Source organism: Roseibium album, assembly GCF_965233825.1.
GTDB lineage: Bacteria > Pseudomonadota > Alphaproteobacteria > Rhizobiales > Stappiaceae > Roseibium > Roseibium album.
Genome location: NZ_OZ247583.1, coordinates 1,932,981 through 1,955,541, shown reverse-complemented (window position 1 = coordinate 1,955,541; position 22,561 = coordinate 1,932,981). Strand labels below are relative to the sequence as shown.

Here is a 22,561-nt window from a genome sequence, read left to right as displayed (position 1 = left end):
GCAAATTCACGGGGCAACCTTCAGGATGTGATTGCGCGTGCAACCCGCTCGGCTGACTCCAACGCTCCTTCAAGAAACCCACCGTTTTCGGGTGCCGTTTCTGTTCCTGCAAACCGTAACCGTCCGGACCATGGGTCAATCGCAAGTTCGATATCCCGATATCGAGGATGGGCTGACATGTCCGCGGAATCGAGTGGAGTCGCCGTTCGCTCCTCACATGCCCAATTCATGAAATGCAAGCGCGCGGGTTCGGCGGCCTCCGAACCAAACAAGTCGGTCAACTGGGCGACGGCGTCGCGAAGAAGTTGCTTTTCATCGATGCGCTGCCCGCCTCGACCAGGTGCAACAAAACCAAACAGGGCAGCTTCTCCAGCCGCCCCTTCGTCGGCGCTGGCATCATGAATTTCAAAAAGCGGGCCACGATGACTGATTGCATCTCCTGAAAGGCCTGCCTGGCGCCAGAAGGCCCTCTCGTAGATTACCACAACCTTTGCGTGACCGGCCATCCATGTCGGTACATTGGTCATCGAAGAGATGACATTGGCAGGAAGCGCGGGAGAAAAATCAACGTCCATTGCAGCGAGACGCGGAGGCAGCGCCAGAACAGCCCGATCTGCGGTCTTCGTATACGGGCCGGATGAATTTTCGCCGGACACCCGAAGTCCGGCTTGAAGCGCTTCGATTCGCGTGACGGAATGCTCCAGGTGAAGGGTCTCTTGCGGCAGTCTTGCCGCCAGATGTTCGGTGAGCTGCGCGAGACCGCCTGGTATTCGCAATGCATCGCCCATGGTTGCGAACTCGAGATCGCGCCGTACATGGCCATTCTGGTCCTGAAACACGAGATTGCCCGCCGAATGCTGTCGCATCAGTGACAATCCGAGTTCCGACATGAGGCTGAGCATTCGCCTGTTGTGCGGCCAGATCCATGCCGGCCCCAAATCGTAGCGCAAATTGCCCTCGGCTTGTCCCGGCAGGGAAACAATTCGTCCTCCGACCCGGTTCCTTGCTTCAAGGAGCGTGACATCGTGTCCTTCGTCTGACAGCAACCGGCCAACGGCAAGGCCGCTCAATCCGGCTCCGACAATCAAGATCTTCTGTTTCTTGCCTGTCACCTGCATGCCTTTCTGTCGCTCAGGACCCAGGGGCCGAGACATGGTCCAGGTGACCGGTCTTGATCCAGATACGCGCGCCCTCCGGACCCGCTTCAAGCTGGACATGCTCCTGCACCGGCCGGCGAAGCCACGACCAGGGTGCCAGCCATTCGCCGTCTACCGAAACGGTTCCAGACAGAACCAGCAACTCTGCACCACCCGGTGCTTCCACATGTGCCTTTGTCCCCCCGGCCCATGTCTCGACCCTGACTGTCTCACGCGCGTCTTCAAAAAGGGGAGAAACACCGACACCAGGCCGGGCCGCATCCGAAACAGTTCCGAGCTTGTTGGTATCGATGCGAACGTGACTGCGATCATCCGGATCGAACTGCCACAGCTTGACGAAAATCACTGCGCCTTGCGGAGCGCTCGGCGTGTGGCTCGAACCGGGAGGATTGCGGATATAGGAGCCCGCTGGAAATGCACCGTGCTCATCCTCGAACACACCTTCCAGCACAATGAATTCTTCGCCACCATCGTGCATATGCGCCGAGAAGGCGCTGCCTTGCGCATAGCGCACGATTGTCGTCGCCCGTGCCATCTCATCCCCGATCCGGTCGAGCATCATTCGTTCGACACCCGGCATGGGAGACGCCACCCAGTTGTGATCTTTCGGTGTGATCCGGACACTGCGATCGAATTCGGCGTTCACTTCCATGGTTCTTCTCCAACAGGCTTTGTCTTGACGCTTGCTGCATCAACTACCCGGTGAAAAATCCTGGCCGCCGCTGCAGTTAAGGCAATCAAATCTATCTATTGATAGATAGATGAAACCATTCCTCTTGTACTACAATTCACGAAAGCGTGATCCCGTGGACACCCTCTCCGGTTCGCGACGGCTCACTGACTCTCTGACAGACCAGGCCTTGACGCACATCAACGCATAATGGGCCGCAATCCTCCACCATACCTTCCAACATTTGAAACTAGTGAGAGGCAGGAATGGCCGTAGCTGATTGGGAAAAGTTCATCACCCAGACCGATGGCCGGATGGCGGAAGTCCGGAAAGGCGCACCTGATACTGCAAAGGGTTTTGCAGCCCTTGCAGCCGGCGCGATGAAGGACGGTGCGCTTGATGCAAAGACCAAGGAACTTATTGCGCTGGCAATCGGCATCACCGCCCGCTGCGATGGATGCCTTGCCTACCATGCCCGTGCTTCCGCACGTCTTGGGGCCAGCCGGGAGGAGATTCTGGAAGTCATCGGTGTTGCAATCTATATGGGCGGTGGCCCATCAATGATCTATGGATCGGAAGCCCTTGCTGCTTTCGACGGCCTGACTGCATCAGACTGAAGAAACTGCCCCGAATACGAGAGACACCATGACCGCCACACTTAACGGGACCCTGAGCTTGGGAAACCAGGCGGGAGCCTCACCGCGTCGCGTCGCCTGAAGGTCAAGAAAAAGAACCAGTGCAAATGCTGCGAAAAGTACCAGCAGCCCCCATAACACAGGCAGGAGCAAGGCGCCCCATCCGACAAGTGACGGAAGCACACTGAGACCGAGACGTCTGGTCAGGACATCGGTCGGATCTGCAGATCCTGTTGCAAGACCCCACTGGATGCCGCCGAGGAAAGACAGAATCACTGCTCCATAGCAGACCATCACCTGAACCGCCCATGACGCTCCGGGTTCCGGGCCGAGCAGTGCTAGCAGCGCGCAAGCAAGGAATGGAACAACACCAGCACCGCCGAGCCATATTGCCGGGGACGGGACGAAGGCCCCGTTGGAAGTGCATTGCGATGCGGCGGTTTGCGAATTCATCGGTTGTATTCTCCACTGGTCAGACCACCGCACGGCATTTCCGGTATTTCATCTTCCGGCGCAAAAACTCGGACAACGAACCCGGTTCCCGGGCTTGCAGATGGCGAGCAGCTTCGCTGGGCTCCGGCGTGCGATATACGTGAAACGGTGGCTCCCGGATCTTCGACAACACCCGATCATTGCATTAGACACTGCAATTGAGCGGCCGTTGTTCCGCTCTCCGCAATATGGCTTCATTCCGCTCATAAAAGTGTGATTGGCCTTAGAGACAATCTCCGAATGAAACTGCCCGCCATTAATGATCATTCTATCTGGAGACGAACATGCTGAATGTTGCTTTCAAATCACTCCTCCTCGCGCTGTTTCTCATGTCGTCGGCCATGGTCGCAAAAGCCGCCGACACCGATCTTGTGAAAGTTCCGAGCCCGCACTCGGTCGAACAGACCGCCGACAATCTCGTTGCCGCGGTTGAAAAGGCAGGGGCGAAGGTTTTTGCGCGTGTTGACCATGCTGCCGGCGGAAAAAGCGTCGATATGGAAATTCCGGCAAACCAGGTTGTAATCTTCGGCAATCCGAAACTAGGAACACCGGTGATCCGGGACGCGCCCGAAGCCGGCCTCGACCTGCCGATCCGCGTGGCGATCATCGAAACCGACAACGGCACAATCCTCGTTTACCACGCTCCTGCGTCCCTTGCAGCGGCACATGGCCTACCGGCCGACCACCCCAGCATCGGCAAGATGACCGGTGCTCTGAAAAATCTGACCGCGAAAGCGTCAGAGTAAGCCACCGGCCAATAGCTCCGGCTCATGAGACCGCTGCGGTATGGGTGGAAGATCGCTGATCAAGAACACCGATGCCGCCGCTTCGCATGATCGCGCCTCATGCGCCGCGTCCATTTAGGTTGACCGGAACAAACGTCTGAAATCTGCTTGGGTGTCGCAGGTCTGTCCCGAGACCTCGGGTGGGTTTCGCGCGCCAAAAATCCATAAACGACCCGACGCTCTATTCGCTCAGAACCGCTTCGAAGCCTTCGAATTTGGGGTGACCTGCATATAGGTGCCTGTTCCCGCCCGCGTTCTTGTGGGCTTCGCGAAAGTGCTCCGACTTTGTCCAGTTGACGAAATCCTCTCGGTTGCTCCAGATCGTGTGGGTGGCGTAAAGGGTCGTTCCGGCGTCTTCGTCGAAAGCCCCTTTCAGCAAATGAAACTTTTGAAAACCAGGCACATCGGACAGTCTGGATTCGCGTTCCCGCCACACTGTTTCAAAAGCCTCCTCCTGGCCTTTCAGAATAGAGAACCGGTTCATCGCCAAATACATGATCTGCTCCAGACAAGTCTTTTCTCACCTGCCGCGGGACAGGGACCGCTCATAACCTGATGTAGATGTTCAAGTTTTTCAAGGCGTTTTGGTATTCTTTCCCTCAGCCAGGAAAAACAGCACGGGCTTACAACGAACTTCTTCACGCGACTGTGATCAGCAATTCAGCATGATGAACAAACCATTCCGGCGACCAACCGTAAACATCCGCGATGGGGCGCAAGTAGGGAGCGCAAAAAAATGCCTACAAACACGATCCTCGATATTGCAAGTGGAAGTTCCGATTTTGAAATTCTGACGGCGGCACTCGGTGCCTTTCCAGATCTCGCGAATGCGGCAGGTGACAAGAACGCAAGCCTCACAGTGTTCGCGCCAACCGACCAGGCGTTTCTGAATCTGGCGAATGCGCTCGATCCAAGCGTGGGCTCGGACGAATCCAAAGTCGTGCCGGCACTGATTGCCGCTTCAGAGCTGCTTTCACCTTCAGACGATCCAACCTCCTTCCTAAAGTCGGTTCTGACCTATCATATCGCCGGGGATGCTCTGGATGGCAGCGCCGTTGCGGGTTCCAATACCGTTGAAACCCTCTCGGGCGAAACAATCAAGCCGGACAGCTCACACGGTGGCCTCTCGCTTGGTGACAAGGACCCCGGCTTTGCCGATCCCGCGGTGACCAACCCGGCAGGTTCGGAGAACGGCATTGTCGCAGAAAACGGCATCATTCATGTCATCGACAATGTCCTTCTGCCCTATGACATTACCTTCGCCAAGGGCGGGTTCCTGTTTACAGGACGTGGCCCTGACGCGGTCATCGGTTCAGATCACTTCGACTTCATCTCTCTTGGGAAAGGTGACGACATCGCCAACGGACTTGGCGGACATGACATCATTTTCGGTGGACGCGGATCGGACCTGGTCAAGGGTGGTGACGGCAACGACTACCTGTTCGGCGGTCGTGGTAAGGACACGCTGGAAGGGGGCGCTGACAACGACTACCTGAATGGTGGACGCGGCAAGGACATTCTGGTCGGGGAGGAAGGGAACGATTTCCTGGTTGGCGGCCGTTCCGCCGACAGTTTCGTTTTCAATCCTTTCCGTGAAGGAGAAGGCCACGACGTGGTTGCGGACTTCAACGCCAAGCACGACAAGCTGGTGCTCGATCTGAGGGACGGTGATCCGGTCGTTCTGGATGCGATCGCCGCAACCGGTGATCCGGGACTTCAATTCACCGACCTTCTTGAATTCGATACCGATCCCGTCGCAGATGGCCTGCAGGCCGCCGTATCACTCGGCGCTTCCGGAGATGGCGATCTGCTGATCACCCATCTGACGGGAACGATCGAACTCAACGGGATCCCCTCCGGTGTCGACCCGGCAGCTCTTCTGCCGGCGATCGAGTTCCTCGTGAACGACGATCCTTTCAGCGTCTGAAAAATGCACCGCTGAATGTCCGGTACGTTTTTTTGGCATCGGCCGGCCTCAACAGAACCGGCCGATGCAAGCTCTCAACGCTTTTTCAGAGTCTGTGTGCAGCGCGTTTGCGCCGTCAACGGCACCGGCATCGGCACCGGCACCGGAAAAGTGATCGCGCTGGAATGCCGCACACCCGCAATTCGCAATCAGGTATTGCACGCTGTAGCATCAGGAACCGGCACCCGGTCCGGAAGGCATTTTCCCGAAGGAAGACCAACCATGTTGTCGCGACCTGGCAAGCTGTCCGATCCGCTCGCATTTGCAGCCGGATTTGCGGTTCTGTTCGGAGTTCTGACAATCCTGTCCGGCGGCACCGCTCTGTTTTCGAGTGAAGACATCCGTTCGAATTTCGGAGATGTGGTTCAGACTGTCCTGTGGTTCAACTTTGTTTCGGGGTTCTGGTATGTACTTACAGGCCTTGGGCTTTGGGCGCGCAGATACTGGGCAGTTCAGTCTTCTGTCCTGCTGTTGCTGGCGATCCTGGCGGTTTTCGCGTATCTCGGCGTGCATATTCTGGATGGTGGAGCCTTCGAAATGCGCACCGTCGTGGCGATGACGTTCCGCACCTTCTGCTGGTCACTGATCAGCATGATGGCGGTCAAACTCATCCCACACCGTTGAAGCTTCCAATCCTTGCCGGCGAATGAAGCCCTGCAGATCTTTCAAGGGACCCCGCGACTTCCCCTCAAGGAAACTGCAGCTGTCGCCACTCTCTGTCACCGATTTGAATTCCGGCTGCAGGGCAGAGGACAGGAGACCTTGTCCCGGCACCGGGAAAATCCGGCCGCCGGACCAAAACCCTCTTACCTTCTCCCTACGGTCGAGGCCCCTCTCCGACCCGGGCGCGTGGACGGGTACCAGCAGCAATTCCCACACAGAGGACAATCTCGTTCGCACGTGGTGCGTCGGCGATGCAGAGCGTCATTGTGTCAATGAAATTGAACGCCCAGGCTTCGTCCTTGTGGCCAAGCGGCAGGTCGATCGTTGCACCTGCGGCGGCGACCTTCACGTTGGAAGGCATCAGCGCCTTGCCGCCGCCAATTGCGGCACGAACGGGTTTGCCCAGTCCTGGATGCAAAAGCGCGGCACCATGTTCAGCGGCACCTCCAGTCCCGACGATTGCCGCCTTGCCGTAGCCGGTCGGCGCGCTGCCCAATCGTTCCATGATTTTTCCGGCAAGCCTTTCGCCGAGTTCCGCACCCATTTCAAACAGCACAGAAAGATCGTCTGCATCGGTATCGGTGAAAGGGTTTTGAAGAACGGCGAGTGCCGCCATACGCTTCAAAGGATCGCAGGCCACGCCAAATTCATCGGTTTCGACGATCTCTTCGATCACAAGCGTCTTTCGAATGTTCATCCAATTCCCTTCCTCGATGTATCAGGTCCGTCTCTCTGTCGCACAAATCGGAACAACAGTGCGGCGGGAACAACGAGCGCAAACAGGACCATACCGAAGGCAAGCGCAGCCCCTGCGGTTCCTGCCCACTCATAGATCCATCCGGCGACAGGCGGCCCAACTGCCATGATCGCGTAGTAAACCGTGAAAAAGACGCCCATGCCAAACGCCCGCCGCGCGGGTGGGACCGCTTCGCCGGCAAGTGCCATGATGACACCGGCGGGCGCCATGCCGACAAGCCCGAAGAGGAGACTTGCAGCGAGCCCGGCACCGGACGTGCCAACCAGCCATAAAGCTGCAACGGCACTCGCCATGCAGACGATCAGAATGAGATCACGATGCCCGAAGCGGTCGACGACCTGACCGCAAATCGCGCCCGAGACGATCATGATCCAGCTGGCGATGCTCACCAGCGCCGCGGCCTGCAGCGGAGAATGGCCAAGCTCTTCCAGCATCCGAGGTCCAAAGGAGAGGTAGGCAACATAACCGGCGTTGAAGACCCCCCACGCTGTTCCCGCGAGCAGGACCAGCTGCAATTCCCGACCGTTCAACCTGCCGGAGCTGCGGTCAGATGCAACGGTCCGTTCCGGTGGCGGCCGATAAAAGGCCAGGACGCCGACCGCAGCAAGCCCGCAATACATGGAGGCTGTAAAAAACGGCACTCGCCAGTCAAAGAGATCCGCCAGAAAGACATGTCCCACCTGCCCCATGGCAATACCGAAAGGCCAACTCATGACAAGGATACTCATCGCGGTTGAAATTTCCCTGCCTTCGAACCAGTCGGCGATCATCTTGGTGAAGTAGAGCGTCGCAAACAGAAAGCCTGCGCCGGCAAGCAACCTGCCAACACCGATTGTGACAGGTCCCGGTCCAAGCCCGCTCACGAGGCCACCGAGCGCGAGCGCGCCCAGGCCGGCGACCGCAAGCATTCGGTCGGAGAGAAACCGCCCCGATGCCCCGGCCGGCAAGGCCAACAACAGGCCAGGGGCCATGAAAAGGCCGATCAGTATCCCGACTTCCGAATAGTCCAGTTCAAATGCCGTGACGAGGTCGCCACCTACGGATACGGCCGTTTGAAACTGAAATCCGAGGGCAATGCGCGCGAAGAACAGCAGCGCCAGCATTCGCCAACGCATCACACCGCCCCTGTCACGTGAGCGGAACCTGTGTTCTTCGCGATAAATTCGCGCCGGCGGGCATGGTACCGGTCCGTTGAAACCCTTTGTCTGGTCATTGCATTTCCCCTCGCTACCCAAGCTTAGGGACGTCTCGCAAGCCGCGGTATCGTGCAGATGCAGTATATTGTCCGGCACCTTGCTGTATTCGGCTACACTACATGCGGTATTGCTGCCACATTGGAGTGACGCAGGATGAGCAGAAAAATGTCGGAGGCGTTGTTGCGTGCAGCCTGAAAAGAGTTTGAGCCCGCGCGAATTGGAAATTGCCCGTTGCTATGCGCATGGGGAAACCTATCACGCGATTGCCGAACGGCTGCATATTGCACCCTCAACCGTGCGAACGCATCTGGCCGCGATCTACCGAAAACTGGAAGTTTCCTCCAAGCTGGAATTGCATTCGCGCCTTGAAGGCAAAGGCCGGCAACAAATGAGCCAGAGCGACCATGCAGCAGTGATTTCCGAACTGGCACTCAGCCTGGAAGAAGCAATCGGGCGGGAGAAGGCGCTCAGCGAGGTGCTGAGGATCATCAGCAGGTCGCGCGGTGACATTGACGATGTGATGGCCGCAATCCTGGGTCACGCCCTGATACTATGCGATGCGGAATTCGGCATACTCTTCGAATATCGCCGCAACAGACGGTTCTCGGCCAGGTTCTCGCGGGGCATTCCCGCAGAGTTCAAGGACTGGCTTGAGGCGCAAGGTGTCTTTGCCGTGAGTGCGGAAACCGGACTGGGACGAATGGAAACGGTGCAGGACATCATCAACATTGTGGATGTCCGCTCGGAAGAGCTTTATCGCACGGAAGATCCATTGCGTGCCGCAACAGCTGATCTTGGCGGCGCCCGATCTTTCGTTGCCATTCCGATGCTCTCCGGCGACAGCCTGGTCGGCGCCTTCACAATCTACAGGCAGCAGGTCAGACCCTTCAATGCGCAGGTGACCGCACTTGCCCAGACCTTTGCCGATCAGAGTGTCATTGCACTCGACAATGCACGCATGATCAGCGAATTGAGGGCTGTTGCCCAGGTGGAGTGACCCACTCTATCGTGGACCTCCAATGCCTCTCATCAGACGCTTTCCTGCAGGTTGGCATATGTCAGCCCGGCGATGACACCGCGCAGTTCCGCAAGTCCCTTCAGCCTGCCGATCGCGGGATAGCCGGGTTGTGCCCGGCGAGACAGATCATCGAGAATATCCTGTCCATGATCGGGTCGGAAGGGAATGGAATTGTCTTCGCGCCCTTCCGAAGTCCGGCGTTTTTCCTCATCAAGGACCGCGGCAATCAAGGCGGGCATATCGACACTTCCCGCCAGATGTTCCGCCTCGTGAAACGAACCGATTGTTTCGTCATGTTCCAGGGCAACGTTGCGCAGGTGCAGGAAATGTACGTGAGCGCCAAGCCGGCGCATGATGCCGGGAAGATCGTTGTCGCCACGCGCACCAAGTGAACCCGAGCAGAGCGTTATTCCATTTGCCGGCAAATCAACTGCCGCAACGAGCCGTGCGTAGTCGGCCTCGGTCGACATGATGCGCGGCAGACCCATAAGACTGAACGGCGGATCGTCCGGATGGCAGCAGAGTCTCAATCCCAGAGATTGCGCATGCGGGACGACCTGTTCCAGGAAGTCCGCCTGGTGCCGACAGAGGGCGGAATGATCATAGGGTTTGTAGGCCTCAAGATGGCCGCGTATATCTTCCAGCGTCAATTCGTCGTTTCCACCCGGCAGGCCGCAGATGATATTGCGCACGAGCGCTTGCTTGGCACCATCATCTGCATCCATGAAACGTTGCCGCGCCACCTCGATCACCTCGGCAGGGAAGCTGTCTTCCGCGCCAGGGCGCTTCAACAGGTATAGATCGAACATGGCAAAATCGATCAGGTCGAAACGCATGCAGGTGGCCTTGGTCGGCACGGCGTAGGCAAGATCCGTCCGTGTCCAGTCAAGGAGCGGCATGAAATTGTAACAGACGGTTCGAATGCCCGCTTCTGCGAGATGAGTGAGGCTGGTCTTGTAGGCTTCGACATGATCCCGCCAGGGTCCGGTCTGTCGTTTGATGTCTTCCGATACCGGCAGGCTTTCCACCACCTCCCACTCCAGGGATACAGGCAAATGCGCACCCTGTTCACGGATCAGGGCCTGGCGCGCGGCGATTTCCCCGGGCGTCCAGACATCTCCCACCGCAACATGGTGCAAAGAGGTGACCACGCCGCCTGCCCCCGCCTGGGCGACGTCGTCCAGTGAAACCTGATCCGCCGGACCGAACCATCTCCATGTCTCGCGCAACCCTGCTCCCTCCTGTAGCCTTGAATAAGTATGTGACTCATTTTTTGAATGCTTCACCGCCACTTGTCAAATTTTTGTTGACTAGTATGGCAGTATGGTAGATAACGGCGCTGGGAGGACTTCTCGTGTTGAACGAAGTCGTAATCGATACGTGGCTTGACGATACCGTTGCGATCGCACCGCAAGTGCGACGCATCATGCGTGAGCGCATCGTCAAGAATGACCTCCCGCCGGGCAGCAAGCTGTCCGAGGCAGAGATCGCCAAGAGCTATGGCATCAGCCGGCAACCGGTCCGCGAAGCTTTCATCAAACTGGCCGAGGAGGGGCTTCTCCTGATCCGGCCGCAACGCAGCACACTTGTCACCAAGATCGACTACCCGACCGTCCTGCAATCGCGGTTCGTTCGGGAAGCCGTCGAGGCCGACATCGTGCGGTTGCTCGCACAGGATCCGCAGCCGGCGCTGGTTCAGGAATTGCGGTCGCAATTACGGAACGAGGCCAAGATCGGCAAGACGTCCTCCGCGGACTTCATCAATGAAGACGAGATATTCCACCGCACCCTTGCAGAGGCTGCCGGAAAGGACGTTGCGTGGCAATTCGTGGAAGGGCTGAAGAGCCAGATGGACCGGGTCAGGTTCCTGAGCTTCGAACTCTTTCCAATCGCCACGCTGATCAAACAGCACACGGCCATTGTCGATCAGATCGAAGCAGGCAACCCGGACACAGCCTCCCGGGCGATGCGTGAACATCTGAACGAGATCCTCAAAACTCTGCCCCAGATCATTCAGAGAAATCAGATCTATTTTGATCGCTGCGAGGATCTGGCGACTGATGGATCACCATTCAACAGGGAGTGACGGAACATGGCATTCAGATTTAGGACTTTCCTCGCGGCATGCGTCGTATCGCAGTTCGCTGCAGGGGCTGCAATGGCGCAGGAAACGACATTGAAGCTGGGTCACCTGGCAAACGAGCAGAATGCCTGGCACAAGGCAGCGGTCAAATTCGGTGAAGAGCTTTCGACACTGACCGATGGGCGGATCGCAGTCGAGGTCTATCCGAACGAGTCGCTCGGCAAGGAAATCGACCTGATCAATGGCATGCAGCTTGGCACGGTCGACATGACAATCACCGGCGAAAGCCTGCAGAACTGGGCTCCGATGGCAGCGCTTCTCGCAGTCCCATACGCGTATGCGTCGACCGAGCACATGGACGAAATCGCCTCCGGCGATATCGGCGACCAGATCAAGGCACAAATTGTCGAAAAAGCGCAGATCAGGCCAATTGCCTATTTCGCGCGCGGACCACGCAATCTCACGTCAAACCGGGCCATCCCGTCTCCGGATCAGCTTGAGAGCCTGAAGATGCGCGTTCCCAATGTGCCACTCTTCGTTGACGTTTGGAAAGCACTTGGGGCCGCGCCGACACCCATGGCCTTTTCGGAAGTGTTCACAAGCTTGCAGAACGGCACCATCGGGGCTCAGGAAAACCCGCTTGCCCTGATCCGTTCGGCGAATTTCAACGAGGTCCAGTCACATGTGAACCTGACCCAGCACGTCAGATCCTGGATCTACCTGACGATTGCTGAATCGACCTGGCAAAACCTCAGCCCCGAAGACCAGGCAAGCGTTCTTGAAGCGGCGAAACGCGCTCAGGCTTTTGAACGAGGCCTTCTTGAGGCCAGTCTCGCAGAAGACCGTGCCTATCTGGAAGACAAGGGAATGACCTTTGTCGAGGTCGATGGAGCAGCCTATGCAGCAGCGGCGAAGGACGCAGTTCTGGCGAACGTAAACGACGAGGTCAAACCGATCGTGGAAGATCTCTTCAACAGTCAGAAGTAGTCCCTCCCCAACTTGCCTGCCGCCGGGATTACCTGGCGGCGGGTCTTTATCCAGGTCAATTCATGAAGGTCATTCTCAAAATCCATCGAAGCCTCGAGCTTCTCTGCCGTATCGGGGTTTTTGTTGCCTTCATGGTTCTGATCCTGGCGGTGCTCACCCAGGTGCTGGGGCGAACGATCGGCGACTCTCCCGTCTGGACAGAAGAACTTACCCGGTTTGCGCTGATCTACATGACGGCGCTTGGTGTCGGATTGGGTCTGATGAGCGGAGACCTGGTGAATGTCGATATCGTCTGCGACACCCGCCCCGATCCCTGGCCGCGTATTCTGCGCCTGGTCGCCTCTCTGGCGACGGCGTTTCTTGCGGCCATCTTGCTGCCCGGTGCCTGGAAATACGTGCAAATCGGGTTACTCCAGAAATCTCCGGCAATGGGCCTACAGATGTCCTTTATCCATTTCAGCGTCTTTCTTCTTTTTCTTCTCCTGCTTGCCTTTGCAATGGTTCGAGCCGTTCTGACGCTGTTGTCGGCTGATGAAGCTGACATGAAACGGGAGACCTGAGCGTGGAGGTCTTTGTTCTGTTTGCCGTTTTCGTGGGATCGCTCGTGATCGGCATCCCTGTTGCCATTGCTCTCGGCCTTTCGTCCCTAAGCTATCTGCTGGTCTCCGGCATTCCGCTGGTCGTCATCCCGCAAAAGGTCTACGCGGGGATCGATGTCTTTGTCCTTCTGAGCATTCCGGGGTTCATTCTGGCCGGAAACCTGATGAACAATGGCGGCATCACCGAGCGCATCATCCGGTTTGCGAATGCTCTGGTCGGCTGGGTCCGGGGTGGACTCGGCCTGACCAATATCGGCGCCTCCATGCTCTTCGGCGGCATCACCGGAACGGCCGTCGCGGATGCTGCCTCCATAGGTGGCGTCATGATACCGGGCATGAAAAAAGCCGGTTATCCGGCCGACTTTTCCGCAGCCGTCACCGCCGCCTCCTCCACGGTCGGCCCGATCATTCCACCGAGTGTCCCGATGATCATCGTCGGCGCGCTCAGCGGCATTTCTGTTGGCCAGATGTTCATGGCAGGCGCCGTTCCGGGTCTTTTGATGGGTCTTGCGATGATGATCACCTGCTACGTGATCGCACGCCGGAAAAACTTTCCCCGCGAACCCTGGCGCGGCGCAAGCGAACTCGTGCGCGCCCTGGGAAGCGCTTTCTGGGCGATCGCCATGACCGGCATCATCATCTACGGGCTCCTGAGCGGCATCGCCACACCCACCGAAACCGCAGTTGTCGCCAGTGTTTACGCCTTCATTGTCGGAGCGTTCGTCTACCGCGAACTGCCGCTGAAAAAAGTGCCGAAGATCATCGTGGACAGCGCCGTATCGGCAGCCTCGATCCTGGCTCTTGTCGGACTGGCGAATGTTTTCGGCTGGATCCTCGTCTCGGAACGGATACCTCAGGCGATCGCCAGCGCCGTGTTGACGATTACCGACAATCCCATTCTCGTTATCCTGATCATCAACCTGCTTCTGCTCTTTGTCGGCATGTTCATGGAAACGATCGCCGCATTGATCATCCTCTTCGTGCCCCTGCTTTCTCTCGCGCAGGCAGTTGGTATTGAACCCCTGCATTTTGCTACATTCGCGGTGCTCAACCTGATGATCGGACTGACGACACCACCGGTCGGAGTTTGCCTGTTTGTCTGTGCCGGCATCGCCCGGCTGCCGCTGACACCGGTGGTCAAGGCAATCCTTCCCTTCCTTTTGAGCAATATCATCGTTCTCTTGCTGGTGTCGTTCATCCCGGCCCTGGCAACCTGGTTGCCGAACCTCATCTTCCAATAGGATCCACCATGATGTCTCGCGCCTGTGTCCTGCATGGAATCCGTGACCTGAGGCTTGAAAAGCATCCTGAACCGCAATTGGGACCTGGAGAAATAAAGGTCGACATTCTTGCCGGTGGTATCTGCGGCTCAGACCTGCACTACTACCATGATGGCGGCTTCGGCCCTGTGCGTGTGAGAGAGCCTATCGCCATGGGCCACGAGGCGGCCGGTCGTGTCGTTGCGGTCGGTGAAGGTGCCGGTGCGTTTCAACATGGCGACTTTGTTGCCATCAATCCAAGCCAACCATGCGGGAGCTGCAAGTTCTGCAAGGCAGGCGAAGAGGTTCATTGCCTTGAAATGCGGTTCATGGGATCGGCCTACCGACTTCCCCACGAACAAGGCCTCTTTCGCGAACGGGTTGTCGTTCCTGCGCGCCAGGCATTCCGTTACCGGAACAAGGTTTCGGCCCGCAAGGCCGCCTGCGCAGAACCTCTGGCAGTGTGCCTGCATGCCCGCGCGCAAGCGCCCGACCTCAAGGGAAAACGGGTTCTTGTAACAGGAGCGGGACCGATCGGCGCGTTGTGCGTTGCCGCGGCGAAAGACGCAGATGCCTCCGAAATTGCCGTCACGGATTTGCAGGCAATGCCACTTGCCGTGGCAAGACAAATGGGTGCGAACGAAACCATTGATTTGAGCACTGATCCTGATGGCCTTGCTCCATACAAGACCGACAAGGGACAGTTCGACGTCGCGTTTGAATGTTCAGCGTCGGCGGCTGCGATCAAGGACGCTCTGCTCAGCCTGCGGCCGCGGGGAACGCTCGTAACCGTCGGAGTTGCGGGAGACACGCCCATGCCGCTCAACCTGATTGTCAGCAAGGAGATAACGGTCAGGGGAACACACCGGTTTCACGCGGAATTCGCGGCTGCAGTCAAGGCAATCGATGAGGGAACAATTGACGTTGGACCAATCATCAGCCCTTCCTACCCGCTTGAACAGGCGGCCGAAGCATTTGACCATGCCGGTGACAGGGCGCGTGCCATGAAGGTCCATATCGTGTTCAATGGATACAGCACGGATTAGGTCGCTAAACCTGCCGCTGCTCGCAGGTCCGGGCGGCTCCAGATTGCCACATACCCGGCACATTCTCTCCGGTGTGCTTCCCGAACGTGTTTGCTGAGAACTGTCAGCCGGTGGTGGTTTTCCGTTGCCTCAAGGAGACGCCGCTCACCTCAATCTGTTGCGGCAGATCCGGATCCACCAGTCGCTGCATCAGAAGGTTCAGCGTTATATCGCAAAGATCCTTGCGGCTTTGAACGATCGTGGTCAGGTCATATGACTTCCAGGATGCCTGAACTATGTCGTCATAGCCAATCACCTGCATATCTTCCGGCACCCTGATGCCGTGTTCATGGCGCAACCCGTCGAGGACGCCCAGTGCAAGATAGTCGGCTGTACAGAAGACTCCGTCGATTTCGCTCTTCACGCGGTTGACGTAAGCGGATGCTGCCAGACCACCGTCATAGGATTGAGCTCCCCAGGCGATGCGAACCACCGGAAAGCCTGCATCATTGGCTGCCTGTTCGAACGCGAGCGCCCGACCGTTCACAGAGTAAGACGACCGCTCCGGTGTCACGACAGCGAGCTTCCGGCAACCGCACGAGATGAGATGATCGAATGCCAACCGTCCACCAGCCTCGAAGTCGGTCACCACGCGATCGACCGGGGCACCCGGATCACGCTTGTTGACCACGACAAGCGGCACGCCGTTTTCAAGGCATTCGCGGCAGATTTCTTCAGGTGGCGTGTCGGACGTCACGATGACACCGGCAACGCTGTATTGAAGCAGGGAGCCGATAAGATCGGCGACGTCGGTCGACGGGTCTCCCCTTAGAAGAATGGGGCGCAGTCCCATTTCCAGAAGGCCTTGCGACAAGAGATCGATCTGCTCCCCCCTGAAGGGGTTGTCCAGATCCGCGGCGACCACACCGACCAGATCGGATTTCTGCTTGTGCAACGAGCGCGCAAGAACATTGACCCGATAGCCGAGTTCTGTCGCGGCCCTGGTCACTTTTTCGCGTGTTTCCTCAGAGACGCTGGCACCGTCGGTGAAGGTTCGCGACACGGCGGAACGTGAAACGCCGGCGAGCCGGGCAACATCGAAGGAATTGACCTGTTTCTTCGAACTCCCTCGATCAGCCATCGCTTGTTCCGTCCTTTTCCGATTGAATGAACATCTTCCGGACAAGAAACGGCTCATTCACGTTGAGAAGATCCGGTTGAAGCTGAGCAAGCTCCGAGAGGACGTTAAGGTCGTCACCCATATAGGCAAGCATTACCTTGCGCCCGGCAGCCCGAACCGCTGCAACATCCCCAGGGTTCGCGTTCCGGGCATTGAATTCGACGATATCGGCGTCATAAGCCGACAGGCAGTCCTCCAGCGTCTCATAATCCTCCGGCCGAACCATGAGGCGTGCGTTCGGGTAGGCTTTGCGGATTTGCATCATTCGGCTCTGATCGAACGACCAGAAGAAAACCTGTTCGTGCGACAGTTTGCCGAGAACCTCCCCGGCCGTCTTCACGGCGTCAGCCTGCTTTATCTCGACATAGAGTTTCCGGTTGCCTTTCGCAGCAAGCAACACGAACTCCGAAAGCGTGGGTAGTCCTATTCCCTTGAAAAAGGCATCGAACCAATTGCCGGCATCCAGCTTTTGCAGCTCACGCAGGTTGCGGCCTGCCAGTGGCCCCGTCCCGGTCGTCGTGCGCTCGAGGGTTTCATCGTGGTGGAGGACCAGTTGCCCGTCGGCCGTTTCGCGTACATCAATCTCCACATAGTCGAAGCCGCCGTCCCAGGCTGTCCTGGCACTGGCACCCGTGTTTTCAGGGGCGATCCTGCAAGCCCCCCGGTGGCAAACGATTTCAGGAACATGCAAAGGATCGGATGAGTAAGGACGGACCATTTCCGGCTTGTCGGAACAAATACCAAGTATGGGCATCTGAACCAGCTCGGCCAGCACATCTGCTCGTTCTTCATGCCAGGTCACGACAGGCAGCCCGAGCGAATTTGCTTTCCGGAAGAATGTATCGTCAAGAAGCCTGTCCGGCCTGTCGCTCGCATGCTCCCAGCACGGGTGAACAAGCTCTGCCCCGCATGCGCTGGCAATTGCGAACGGATCACGGCCGGGACCGACGAGGATCGAGACCGGATACGGACAACCGGCTGCGATCAATTCAGCGCAGTATTCTGGTGTGTTGGCACCGACAATGACCCGTTCGATCCGGTTTTCAACGAGGTTTTCGATCGCCAGGGAAGCGGCATGACCCTCTTTTGCATCCAGATAAATTCCCGCGCCCAGTTCCGCGGCCAACCTGGCCACCTGGGAAAACGCGGGGGCCTGGCGTCCCGCAAGGGCCGTCATTTCAAAGAGCTCTTCCGCGCTCACATCACAAAGCAATCTGTCAACGCCGCATGTCTTTCTCAGATCCTCGTCGTGGAACGCGACCGGTACGCCATCCTTTGTCAGGCGGACGTCGACTTCCCACATGTCTGCACCAAGCTCATGTGCAACCCTGAAAGCACGCATCGTGTTGTCAAAGGCATGGGCGCTGGCTCCGCGATGCGCGATCACCAGAGGCCCGTCGCAGCGGTCTCGAACCCAGGTCTTTCCAGGCAGAAAGGATGTCATCGGAGACCCTTCAAAGCCTGTTGCCGGCAGCATCGAAGGCCAGAATCCGGTCTCCGGCGATCCCCCAGTTCACGTTGTCCCCCAATTTGAAACTGCCACCTTGCGACTGGATCGACCGCAGCACCGAGCCGTTTTCCAGCGTAACGTCATAAAGCTCTTCGCGGCCTTGCGTTTCCACGAAGCTGATCCTGCCTTTGATCTTTAGATCATTATCGGGCTGGAAAAATTCTGGCCGAATTCCAAAACGGACCGCAGCGCCGTGATCCGGCAGGTTTATTGCGGCAGGAACGGGAAGCGTAACTTCGGAATTGGCTAGGCGCATTCCCCCCTCCGCTGCAACACCTTCCAGAAAGGCAATCGGTGGATTGCCAAGGAAACCAGCGACAAAATCCGAAGAAGGATCCTCATACATCTCCTTGGGAGACGATAGCTGCATGATTTTCCCCTGGTCCATGATCGCGATCCGGTCGCACATGGACATCGCCTCGACCTGGTCATGCGTGACAAGCACGGCCGTGATCCCCGTCTGTTGCTGGATACGGCGGATTTCGGACCGCATTTCAAGACGCAGCTTTGCATCCAGATTGGCAAGCGGCTCATCCAGCAGGAGAATGTCGGGCTCGCGCACCAGAGCACGCGCAAGAGCGACGCGCTGCTGCTGGCCTCCGGACAGCTCGGCAGGCTTGCGGTGGAGCAGTTCGCCAATATGAACGAGATCCGCAATATCCTTGACCTTCCGTTCAATGTCTGCCCGGGTATCCCTTCGCACCTTCAGCGGAAATGCGATGTTGTCGAAGACATTCATGTGCGGGTAAAGCGCGTAATTCTGAAACACGACGCCGACATTGCGCTGTTGTGAGGATATCCGGGTGACATCGCGCTCGCCAAACAAGAGCCGCCCCGAATTCATCCGGTGGATGCCGCAGATTGCAAAGAGCGTTGTCGACTTGCCGCAACCGGACGGACCAAGCAACGCCAGCATTTCCCCGCTATTGATCTCCAGGGACATGTCTTTGATCACGGTCGTGGTCCCGAATGCCTTGGTGAAATTTTCGATCGAGATACGCATCAGCCCTTCGTGCCTCCGCCATAGATGTTCATGAGTTTGTTCTGGAAAACCAGATAGATGATGATGACCGGCAGCGCGTAGAAAAGGCCGACAGCCTTGAAGAGATTAAAGTCCGCCTGCGTTCCACCATCGAGAAGCATGGTTGCCAGATACGTGGACAGCACCTGCGCATCGTTACCGGGTGCAAGCACCATCGGCAGGATGAACTCGGACCAGCCCGACAGAAACGAGAAAATCAAGATGGCCATCAGGCCTGGCTGAACCTGAGGCAGGATCAGTTTCCACCACACGGTGAACCGGCTCGCCCCATCCTGGACGCCGGCCATTTCGATCTCCCAGGGAACAGTGTCGTAGAAGCCCTTCATTACCCAGATGCCGAATGGCAATTCCAGCGCCGCCTTGACCACGATGACCCCGATCAGGGTGTTGTAGAGACCAAGCAACTGCAGGATCAGGAATATCGCGATGATCAGCGTGACGGTCGGAAAGGCGTGGAGCACGATCAAACCGCCGAGAAAAAACCCGCGCGCCGGGAACGCCAGCCGTGACAGGGCATAACCGGCAGTAACCGAAATCGCGGTAACGGCAAGAGAGGTGAACAGGGCGAAATTGAAGGTGTTCAGCGTCACGCCCCAGATGCCCCAGCTGCCGTTGTCGAGATCGGTCCAGAGGAAACGGAAATGGTGCAGGGTGACACCGCTCGGAACCATGGTTCCGGGAACCTTTGTCGTAAACGCATCCACCAGCAAGAAGGTAAGCATGATCAGGAGCGGAGCGGAGAAGACAAAGAGCACCAGAAGAACTGGCCAGTTTCGGAAGTTCTGCCTCATGACTTTATCCCTCGATCCGCGGTTTTATGAGCAAGTTGCGGAAATTGAACAGCCGCAGATAGGCGAGGCTCGCCAGCAGCCCGATGACGACCAGGAGCAGGGCATAGGTCGCACCCAGTCCGTATTGCAGGTTGCCGCCGTAGTTGTTGAGGGCCGTATGAAACGCTGCCAGGGCCCATACCTCCGTGGCACCGCCCGGTCCCCCGTCAGTTGCAAGGTAGATGTATTCAAACGACGTCAGCAGCGACATGGTCTGATAGGACGTGATGAAAAGGATCGGCCAGCGGAGCTGCGGTAGAATGATGTGCCAGATCTGCTGCAGCCGATTGGCACCATCGACTTCCGAGGCGTAGAGCATGGAGGACGGGATCGCCCGGATGGCGGAGGAAAACACGATCATCCCCATCGAAGCACCGACAAATCCGTTGATCAGGACTATTGTCGTCCAGGCGTGGAACTCGGTGTCCAGCATCCAGTTCTTTGGCGCCACGCCGAAGCCGGACAGCACCGTGGAGATGAACCCTGTGTCCCAGGTGAACCAGCGCCACATCACGATGTAAAGCACCGGCGGAAGTATGCGCGGAAGAAACCAGATCGCCCGAAAAGTGGACGCTTGCCCCGCCGGCAAATAGAATGTTGCAATTGCCAGGAACAACCCGAAAAGCACGTTGAACGACAGGGTAAACACCACATAGATCCCGGTGTTCTTGGCGTATTGCCACGTGGATTCCAGTGAAAACAGGAAGCCGAAATTTTCTGCTGTCCAGACCCAACCGGTATAGGCGACCTTCGTGATCAAAGGACGGTCGGCCTCCGGGATCTTCGCTTCCTCAAGTGCCGCTTCAAATGCGGGCAAGGTTGGGAAGCGCTCGTTCATCATGGATCGCTTGAACAGTTCAGCGGCGGCCTTGCGGTCCCGCGTTTTCCGGATCGGGTTTGAGCGTAGACCTTTCAGCGCGCGTTCGACGTCGCGTCGCTTGGCAAAGACCTCGCCGGTGTGCACTTTGCCAAATTCATCCGCAGTCGGCTGACCAAAATCCGCAGCCAAGGCTTCCAGTCCCCTGGCATCCACCCGGTAACCGGCGCCTTCGATCTGATCCAGTGTCTTTGCAGGAAGCCCTGCATCCGCGAGCGCCCGCAATCCGCTGGCGTTGAGGACGTACTCGCCGCCCTTCACACCCGTTGCAGTGCTCATGTTGGTGAACGCAAAAAAGCCTGTCAGTACCACCGGCACCATGAAAAACAACAGGACGACGATGAGTGCAGGAGACAGAAAGGCCAAACCCAGCCAGCTCGAGCGTTGCATAAGATGCTCCCGTTTGAGGCCGGACAGGGCGGTAGCCGCCCCGTCCGCTTGCTGATTAGGTTATGGGCTTAGCGGACGATCAATTCGTCGCCGAGAGTGGCTTTCATTTGAACTTCAACCTCGGCAACCGCTTCGGCCGGAGTTTTTGTGCCGGTCCAGGCTGCTTCAAGTCCCTTGAACAATGCCTCCGAATACGCTCCGTAGTTGACGTGGTTCGGTTGAGAGTTCGCGTGGGCAAGCAGGCGGTCAGTCGCTTCGTCAGCCCAGCGGTTGTTCGAATAGAGCTCGATGTTGGACTGCTGTCTGGAAATACCAAGGTGATTGGACTTGATCGCGTGCAGCGTATTGAGGCGCGGCTCGGAAGCAATCTTCACGAGATTGGCCGCAATTTCCTCTGCCTCGTCATCCGCATTGTCGGTGATGAGGTAGACCAACGGGTGCGTAATTGTGTTGGCGCGACCATTTTCAGTGCCGGCCGGGATCAAGGAAAACTCGATCGTATTCCAGAAATCCTCGTTGCCTTCCTGGGCATAGCGTCCATAGTGCCACGTGCCGCCGTGCCAGATGGCGGCCTTGCCATTGGCGACCTCGTTGTACCATTGGCCCCAATCGGTTCCGAGATGGTTCTTCCGGGTGATTCCGGCATCAACGGCATCAACGAAAAACTGGTAGAATTCTTCCATCGCTTTCTTGTCGAGGACCAGCTTGCCGCTATCCGGATCAAGGAGCTCCCCGCCGAAAGACTGATAGAATTGCGCGTAGTCGGGACCGTTGGAAACGCGTGGGTAAAAGCCGTAGCCTTCCTCCACGACGCCCATGTCAACCGCCTTCTTGGCGTCTTCGAGAACGTTCTGCAGCGTGTATTCGCCAGCTTCAACCCTGGCCGGAATTGCAGCAATGTCTTCGTCGCTGTAGCCGATCTTTTTCAAGGTGTCTTTCCAGAAGAAAAACGGACGACTTTCCGCATCCTGCGGCAGGCCCCACTGCACGTCATCGAATGCGGCGATTTCCATTATGTTGGGATAGATGTCGTTGAGCGGCCAGGCATCGATATCGAGATATTCTTCGACCGGAACGATGTAGCCGGCTTCCGACCAGGGTGCGATATCGAGATGGGAGGTAACGACGATATTCGGCGCAGTACCTGCTTCGGCTGCCAGCGTAACCGCCTGCTTGAATTCCTGCCAGTTACCGAATTGCCCCTTGGATTCAACGGTAATATTCAGGTCTTCGCCGAGGATCGCAGCTTCGCGCTCCAGAATGTCGGCCGCCATTTCAATGGCTTCCCAGCGATACGCATCGCTGTCGTTGGACCCCCCGGCCCATACGGTGATTGTCAGATCTTTTGCGAAGGCTTCGCCGGCAACGGTCGCTGCTGTGAGAGCCAGAACGGCAGCCGCAGTGGACTGGCGCAGTTTGGAAACAAGAGTAGTCATCAAT

General features: G+C 57.5%; 23 protein-coding genes. 10 read left to right on the top strand and 13 right to left on the bottom strand.

Annotation, left to right across the window (positions count from 1 at the left end; genetic code table 11):
* Nucleotides 1-20: 20 nt before the first annotated feature.
* Both ACO6TI_RS09125 and ACO6TI_RS09120 read right to left on the bottom strand, forming a co-directional pair.
* Entirely contained in the window at nt 21-1,154 is a 1,134-nt protein-coding gene (locus tag ACO6TI_RS09125) for a flavin monoamine oxidase family protein (protein WP_422384795.1), read from the bottom strand.
* On the bottom strand, nt 1,132-1,809 hold the full coding sequence (locus ACO6TI_RS09120; protein ID WP_422384794.1) for a cupin domain-containing protein: 678 nt from the start codon (nt 1,807-1,809) through the stop codon (nt 1,132-1,134). Before ACO6TI_RS09120 ends, ACO6TI_RS09125 begins: the two co-directional genes overlap by 23 nt.
* Before the next feature lie 284 nt (nt 1,810-2,093).
* Here ACO6TI_RS09120 and ACO6TI_RS09115 point away from each other — a divergent pair, with 284 nt between their 5' ends.
* Entirely contained in the window at nt 2,094-2,444 is a 351-nt protein-coding gene (locus tag ACO6TI_RS09115; protein ID WP_104701472.1) for a carboxymuconolactone decarboxylase family protein, read from the top strand.
* Here the strand turns inward: ACO6TI_RS09115 and ACO6TI_RS09110 are convergent.
* Complete coding sequence (locus ACO6TI_RS09110) at nt 2,436-2,915, bottom strand: DUF3429 domain-containing protein (RefSeq protein ID WP_422384793.1); 480 nt, start codon at nt 2,913-2,915, stop codon at nt 2,436-2,438. The two genes, ACO6TI_RS09115 and ACO6TI_RS09110, sit on opposite strands and share 9 nt — an antisense overlap.
* A 323-nt stretch (nt 2,916-3,238) precedes the next feature.
* Here ACO6TI_RS09110 and ACO6TI_RS09105 point away from each other — a divergent pair, with 323 nt between their 5' ends.
* Entirely contained in the window at nt 3,239-3,700 is a 462-nt protein-coding gene (locus tag ACO6TI_RS09105; protein WP_422384792.1) for a DUF302 domain-containing protein, read from the top strand.
* 220 nt (nt 3,701-3,920) lie between these two features.
* On the opposite strand, the gene ACO6TI_RS09100 is transcribed toward ACO6TI_RS09105, so the two are convergent.
* On the bottom strand, nt 3,921-4,235 hold the full coding sequence (locus ACO6TI_RS09100; protein WP_055119423.1) for an antibiotic biosynthesis monooxygenase family protein: 315 nt from the start codon (nt 4,233-4,235) through the stop codon (nt 3,921-3,923).
* 240 nt (nt 4,236-4,475) lie between these two features.
* Here ACO6TI_RS09100 and ACO6TI_RS09095 point away from each other — a divergent pair, with 240 nt between their 5' ends.
* Entirely contained in the window at nt 4,476-5,666 is a 1,191-nt protein-coding gene (locus ACO6TI_RS09095; RefSeq protein ID WP_422384791.1) for a fasciclin domain-containing protein, read from the top strand.
* 261 nt (nt 5,667-5,927) lie between these two features.
* Nucleotides 5,928-6,329 carry a hypothetical protein gene (locus ACO6TI_RS09090; protein WP_282045368.1) on the top strand — a complete coding sequence of 134 codons (402 nt, stop codon included), beginning with the start codon at nt 5,928-5,930 and terminating at the stop codon, nt 6,327-6,329.
* Between the two features lie 193 nt (nt 6,330-6,522).
* Here the strand turns inward: ACO6TI_RS09090 and ACO6TI_RS09085 are convergent, their stop codons facing one another.
* Nucleotides 6,523-7,065 (bottom strand): amino acid synthesis family protein, encoded by a 543-nt coding sequence (locus tag ACO6TI_RS09085; RefSeq protein ID WP_108873334.1) that lies wholly within the window; start codon nt 7,063-7,065, stop codon nt 6,523-6,525.
* Nucleotides 7,062-8,240, bottom strand: a complete 1,179-nt coding sequence (locus ACO6TI_RS09080) for a CynX/NimT family MFS transporter (protein WP_422384790.1) — start codon at nt 8,238-8,240, stop codon at nt 7,062-7,064. The genes ACO6TI_RS09085 and ACO6TI_RS09080 overlap by 4 nt, the downstream gene beginning before the upstream one ends.
* 265 nt (nt 8,241-8,505) lie before the next feature.
* Between ACO6TI_RS09080 and ACO6TI_RS09075 the strand changes: the two genes are divergently transcribed.
* A complete protein-coding gene (locus tag ACO6TI_RS09075) occupies nt 8,506-9,318 on the top strand; it encodes a LuxR C-terminal-related transcriptional regulator (protein WP_196878225.1) in 813 nt (270 codons plus the stop codon).
* 32 nt (nt 9,319-9,350) lie between these two features.
* Here ACO6TI_RS09075 and uxuA read toward each other — a convergent pair whose 3' ends face one another.
* On the bottom strand, nt 9,351-10,568 hold the full coding sequence (gene uxuA / locus ACO6TI_RS09070; RefSeq protein ID WP_422384789.1) for a mannonate dehydratase: 1,218 nt from the start codon (nt 10,566-10,568) through the stop codon (nt 9,351-9,353).
* A 125-nt stretch (nt 10,569-10,693) separates the two neighbouring features.
* Between uxuA and ACO6TI_RS09065 the strand changes: the two genes are divergently transcribed.
* The 5 genes from ACO6TI_RS09065 to ACO6TI_RS09045 all read left to right on the top strand — a co-directional run bounded on the left by ACO6TI_RS09065 (nt 10,694) and on the right by ACO6TI_RS09045 (nt 15,313).
* Nucleotides 10,694-11,425 (top strand): GntR family transcriptional regulator, encoded by a 732-nt coding sequence (locus ACO6TI_RS09065; RefSeq protein ID WP_422384788.1) that lies wholly within the window; start codon nt 10,694-10,696, stop codon nt 11,423-11,425.
* Between the two features lie 6 nt (nt 11,426-11,431).
* Complete coding sequence (locus ACO6TI_RS09060; RefSeq protein ID WP_055119410.1) at nt 11,432-12,409, top strand: TRAP transporter substrate-binding protein; 978 nt, start codon at nt 11,432-11,434, stop codon at nt 12,407-12,409.
* Nucleotides 12,410-12,471: 62 nt separating this feature from the next.
* Nucleotides 12,472-12,969 (top strand): TRAP transporter small permease, encoded by a 498-nt coding sequence (locus ACO6TI_RS09055; RefSeq protein WP_422384787.1) that lies wholly within the window; start codon nt 12,472-12,474, stop codon nt 12,967-12,969.
* 2 nt (nt 12,970-12,971) lie between these two features.
* Nucleotides 12,972-14,249 (top strand): TRAP transporter large permease, encoded by a 1,278-nt coding sequence (locus tag ACO6TI_RS09050; protein ID WP_055119408.1) that lies wholly within the window; start codon nt 12,972-12,974, stop codon nt 14,247-14,249.
* Nucleotides 14,250-14,257: 8 nt separating this feature from the next.
* Entirely contained in the window at nt 14,258-15,313 is a 1,056-nt protein-coding gene (locus ACO6TI_RS09045; RefSeq protein WP_422384786.1) for an L-idonate 5-dehydrogenase, read from the top strand.
* A gap of 103 nt (nt 15,314-15,416) precedes the next feature.
* Here ACO6TI_RS09045 and ACO6TI_RS09040 read toward each other — a convergent pair whose 3' ends face one another.
* From ACO6TI_RS09040 to ACO6TI_RS09015, 6 genes are all read right to left on the bottom strand, one after another.
* The gene (locus ACO6TI_RS09040; RefSeq protein WP_055119404.1) at nt 15,417-16,433 is read right to left on the bottom strand and encodes a LacI family DNA-binding transcriptional regulator; all 1,017 of its coding nucleotides are present in this window, start codon (nt 16,431-16,433) and stop codon (nt 15,417-15,419) included.
* Nucleotides 16,426-17,916 (bottom strand): glycerophosphodiester phosphodiesterase, encoded by a 1,491-nt coding sequence (locus tag ACO6TI_RS09035; RefSeq protein ID WP_422384785.1) that lies wholly within the window; start codon nt 17,914-17,916, stop codon nt 16,426-16,428. Before ACO6TI_RS09035 ends, ACO6TI_RS09040 begins: the two co-directional genes overlap by 8 nt.
* A 10-nt stretch (nt 17,917-17,926) precedes the next feature.
* Nucleotides 17,927-18,985, bottom strand: a complete 1,059-nt coding sequence (locus ACO6TI_RS09030; RefSeq protein WP_055119400.1) for an ABC transporter ATP-binding protein — start codon at nt 18,983-18,985, stop codon at nt 17,927-17,929.
* Nucleotides 18,985-19,815, bottom strand: coding sequence for a carbohydrate ABC transporter permease (locus ACO6TI_RS09025; RefSeq protein ID WP_055119397.1), 831 nt, complete (start codon nt 19,813-19,815; stop codon nt 18,985-18,987). The genes ACO6TI_RS09030 and ACO6TI_RS09025 overlap by 1 nt, the downstream gene beginning before the upstream one ends.
* A gap of 4 nt (nt 19,816-19,819) precedes the next feature.
* On the bottom strand, nt 19,820-21,121 hold the full coding sequence (locus ACO6TI_RS09020; protein ID WP_104701459.1) for a carbohydrate ABC transporter permease: 1,302 nt from the start codon (nt 21,119-21,121) through the stop codon (nt 19,820-19,822).
* Between the two features lie 68 nt (nt 21,122-21,189).
* Nucleotides 21,190-22,557, bottom strand: a complete 1,368-nt coding sequence (locus ACO6TI_RS09015) for an ABC transporter substrate-binding protein (protein ID WP_055119781.1) — start codon at nt 22,555-22,557, stop codon at nt 21,190-21,192.
* Nucleotides 22,558-22,561: the final 4 nt, after the last annotated feature.

What these genes read in the sequence shown, in the direction of transcription:
- ACO6TI_RS09125 (WP_422384795.1), bottom strand. Translation starts at nt 1,154, where the DNA reads ATGTCTCGGCCCCTGGGTCCTGAGCGACAGAAAGGCATGCAGGTGACA.
- ACO6TI_RS09120 (WP_422384794.1), bottom strand. Translation starts at nt 1,809, where the DNA reads ATGGAAGTGAACGCCGAATTCGATCGCAGTGTCCGGATCACACCGAAA.
- ACO6TI_RS09115 (WP_104701472.1), top strand. Translation starts at nt 2,094, where the DNA reads ATGGCCGTAGCTGATTGGGAAAAGTTCATCACCCAGACCGATGGCCGG.
- ACO6TI_RS09110 (WP_422384793.1), bottom strand. Translation starts at nt 2,915, where the DNA reads ATGAATTCGCAAACCGCCGCATCGCAATGCACTTCCAACGGGGCCTTC.
- ACO6TI_RS09105 (WP_422384792.1), top strand. Translation starts at nt 3,239, where the DNA reads ATGCTGAATGTTGCTTTCAAATCACTCCTCCTCGCGCTGTTTCTCATG.
- ACO6TI_RS09100 (WP_055119423.1), bottom strand. Translation starts at nt 4,235, where the DNA reads ATGTATTTGGCGATGAACCGGTTCTCTATTCTGAAAGGCCAGGAGGAG.
- ACO6TI_RS09095 (WP_422384791.1), top strand. Translation starts at nt 4,476, where the DNA reads ATGCCTACAAACACGATCCTCGATATTGCAAGTGGAAGTTCCGATTTT.
- ACO6TI_RS09090 (WP_282045368.1), top strand. Translation starts at nt 5,928, where the DNA reads ATGTTGTCGCGACCTGGCAAGCTGTCCGATCCGCTCGCATTTGCAGCC.
- ACO6TI_RS09085 (WP_108873334.1), bottom strand. Translation starts at nt 7,065, where the DNA reads ATGAACATTCGAAAGACGCTTGTGATCGAAGAGATCGTCGAAACCGAT.
- ACO6TI_RS09080 (WP_422384790.1), bottom strand. Translation starts at nt 8,240, where the DNA reads ATGCGTTGGCGAATGCTGGCGCTGCTGTTCTTCGCGCGCATTGCCCTC.
- ACO6TI_RS09060 (WP_055119410.1), top strand. Translation starts at nt 11,432, where the DNA reads ATGGCATTCAGATTTAGGACTTTCCTCGCGGCATGCGTCGTATCGCAG.
- ACO6TI_RS09055 (WP_422384787.1), top strand. Translation starts at nt 12,472, where the DNA reads ATGAAGGTCATTCTCAAAATCCATCGAAGCCTCGAGCTTCTCTGCCGT.
- ACO6TI_RS09045 (WP_422384786.1), top strand. Translation starts at nt 14,258, where the DNA reads ATGATGTCTCGCGCCTGTGTCCTGCATGGAATCCGTGACCTGAGGCTT.
- ACO6TI_RS09040 (WP_055119404.1), bottom strand. Translation starts at nt 16,433, where the DNA reads ATGGCTGATCGAGGGAGTTCGAAGAAACAGGTCAATTCCTTCGATGTT.
- ACO6TI_RS09035 (WP_422384785.1), bottom strand. Translation starts at nt 17,916, where the DNA reads ATGACATCCTTTCTGCCTGGAAAGACCTGGGTTCGAGACCGCTGCGAC.
- ACO6TI_RS09030 (WP_055119400.1), bottom strand. Translation starts at nt 18,985, where the DNA reads ATGCGTATCTCGATCGAAAATTTCACCAAGGCATTCGGGACCACGACC.
- ACO6TI_RS09025 (WP_055119397.1), bottom strand. Translation starts at nt 19,815, where the DNA reads ATGAGGCAGAACTTCCGAAACTGGCCAGTTCTTCTGGTGCTCTTTGTC.
- ACO6TI_RS09020 (WP_104701459.1), bottom strand. Translation starts at nt 21,121, where the DNA reads ATGCAACGCTCGAGCTGGCTGGGTTTGGCCTTTCTGTCTCCTGCACTC.
- ACO6TI_RS09015 (WP_055119781.1), bottom strand. Translation starts at nt 22,557, where the DNA reads ATGACTACTCTTGTTTCCAAACTGCGCCAGTCCACTGCGGCTGCCGTT.